At 40.4% G+C, this 2,953-nt stretch carries 2 protein-coding genes; both read left to right on the forward strand.

Features of this window, described 5'->3' with window-relative positions:
• Nucleotides 1-939: MraY family glycosyltransferase (locus BACCELL_RS18535; protein WP_007213522.1), on the forward strand; the 939-nt coding region annotated here is incomplete at its 5' end.
• 206 nt (nt 940-1,145) lie between these two features.
• Nucleotides 1,146-2,953 (forward strand): sensor histidine kinase (locus BACCELL_RS18540; RefSeq protein WP_007213523.1); only part of this gene is annotated, 1,808 nt, incomplete at its 3' end.

Consider the following 2,953-nt stretch of genomic DNA (forward strand, 5'->3'; position numbering starts at 1 on the left):
TTAGTTCTGCTCTTTGTAGCAGAACTTTTTTATTTTAGAGTAGCTGATAAGTGTAATATCATTGATAAGCCCAATGAGCGTAGTTCTCATTCACGGATAACTTTGCGTGGTGGCGGTATAATCTTCTATTTTGGAGCTTTAGCCTATTTCCTGAGTAATTATTGGGAGTATCCATGGTTTATGTTGGCATTGACTCTGATCACTTTTATCAGTTTTGTAGATGATGTCCGTTCTACTTCCCAAGGTCTGAGGTTGGTGTTTCACTTTACTGCTATGGCTCTAATGTTTTACCAATGGGGCTTGTTTTCGCTTTCCTGGTGGTGGATCATTATAGCTTTGATTATTTGTACGGGTATCATCAATGCTTATAATTTTATGGATGGCATCAATGGCATCACAGGTGGTTATTCATTGGTTATCCTTGGTGCATTAGCTTATATCAATTCTGAGATCACTACGTTTGTTGAACCTGCTTTGATTAATACTGTTTTATGTTCTGTCTTGGTCTTTTGTTTCTTCAATTTCCGTAAGAAGGCGAAGTGTTTTGCGGGTGATGTCGGTTCTGTGAGTATCGCTTTTATTCTCCTTTTTCTGATAGGGAAGCTCATCATTAAAACAGAAGATTTCAGTTGGATAATTCTGTTATCCGTTTATGGTGTCGATAGTGTTCTGACTATCATTCATCGCCTGATGCTTCATGAGAACATCGGTTTGCCCCACCGAAAACACATGTATCAATTGATGGCAAACGAGTTGAAAATACCTCATGTTGGGGTATCATTAATTTATATGGGGGCACAGGCTTTGGTCATATTAGGTTATTTCTGTTTCGTGAGATATGGTTATTGGTATTTGTTGGGAATAATTGTATTGTTGAGTGGCATTTATGTGTTGTTTATGAGAAGGTATTTTCATTTGCATATTCAAAAGGGAAAATAAAAATGAGTCTCCGGCTTTAGGAAACAATGCGATGAATATCTAAATAAAAATATCCTGTTTTTTTTATAATAACGGGCGGTAAGACGGTAGCTTGATAAACTATCTCTTACCGCCCGTTTCTTTTTTTATAGTTTAAAATTCTACAACTTTTTTTCTATCCTTATAACTTTATTGTATATTTGCCGAAACAATTCTATATTCACTGAATGGGCTTATTTAGGAAAATAATATATAGTTTTTTTCTTTTCTTACTGATATCCATTTGGGGGCTTTCATCAGCCTTTGCGGTGACTGGAGAACACCCAGTACTGATTATCAGTTCGTATAATCCGGATGCTCGTCAGACTTCCGGAAATATATACGATTTCATGGAAGAGTTTGAGCGTCTGGGTGGAAAAGCTCCGATAGCCTTGGAAAACATGAACTGCAAAAGCTTCTCCGAGTCGCCACAGTGGAAATCGAAAATGGCGGAGATACTGGATAAGTATGAGGGAAAGCGCGCGCCTGTATTACTTGTTTTAATTGGTCAGGAGGCATGGGCTGCCTATCTGTCGCAAGCAGATTCTATACGTGGAAAGTTCCCGGTACTGACTTCGTTGGCAAGCCGCAATGCCATTATTCTTCCGGATGATTCTGTAAATCTGAAAACATGGATGCCTGGTGCAGTGGATTTCTTTAATGACTTTACTGATTCTTCAGTCAAAGCCGGTTTTGTTTATGAATATGATGTGGAAGCCAATATCAATCTGATAAAACACTTATATCCGAATACTAAGAATATAGCTTTTGTTTCTGATAACAGTTATGGGGGCGTTTCCTTGCAAGCCCATGTAGTAGCGGAGATGAAGAAACATCCGGAGTTAAATCTGATTCTACTGGATGGACGTACCAATACGATTTATACCATCAGTGATAAACTTCATGAATTGCCCCCGAATACAGCTTTGTTGATGGGTACCTGGCGTGTGGATATGTACGACGGATATTTTATGCGTAATGCAACTTATACCATGATGGAAGCTGCGGGTGATGTACCTACATTTTCCATTAGTTCTGTCGGTATCGGTTATTGGGCTATAGGTGGAGTGACACCCTCTTATCGGCCATTGGGCAAGGATATGGCGTATCAGGCAGTCCGTCTGCTGCAAGGAGCTGACAGTGATCGTATAGAAGTAGAAGTCATCCCTAATAAAGTGATGATGGATAGTAAGATTGTGAAGGAAAAGCGTCTGGATCTGTCTTTTATTCATCAGCCGATAGAAATGGTGAATGAAAATCCATCGTTCTACGAACAATATAAATATCATATCTGGACTGTTGCAACCATTTTAGTCGTGTTATCTGCGGGGTTGTTTGTTTCATTGTACTTCTATTACCATACCAAAAAGCTGAAAGATGAACTGCAAGAGTCGGAGAGTGCTTTGAGAGATGCGAAAGATCGTGCAGAAGAGTCCAGCCGTCTGAAGAGTGCCTTCCTCGCAAATATGAGTCATGAAATCCGTACTCCGCTGAATGCAATTGTGGGATTCTCGGATGTGTTGGCTTCCGGGGGAAGTTCGGAAGATGAACAGCAGGGGTATGTTGATATCATCAAAACCAATTCTGATTTACTGCTCCGCTTGATAAATGATATTTTGGATGTTTCCCGTCTGGAGGCGGACCGGGTTACGTTTACATTTGAGGAATGTGATGTAGTGCCGTTGTGCCAACGCGTTTTGGCTTCCGTCAGTCAGGCTCGCAAGTCAGAAAATGAATTTATCTTTGAGTGTGACCGTGAAAGCATGGATATGCGCACTGACACTCAGCGTCTGCAACAGGTTATCATAAATCTGCTTTCCAATGCCGATAAGTTTACCCGGAATGGTAAGATTACTTTGGGACTGAAAGTGGATGAGAAGCAGAGAGAAGTCCTGTTTTCTGTCTCGGATACGGGTACAGGTATTCCTTTGGAAAAACAGAAGCTTGTATTTGAGCGATTCGAAAAACTGAACGAGTACGTACAGGGCACAGGATT

This window comes from Bacteroides cellulosilyticus DSM 14838 (assembly GCF_000158035.1).
In the GTDB taxonomy this organism is placed as follows: domain Bacteria; phylum Bacteroidota; class Bacteroidia; order Bacteroidales; family Bacteroidaceae; genus Bacteroides; species Bacteroides cellulosilyticus.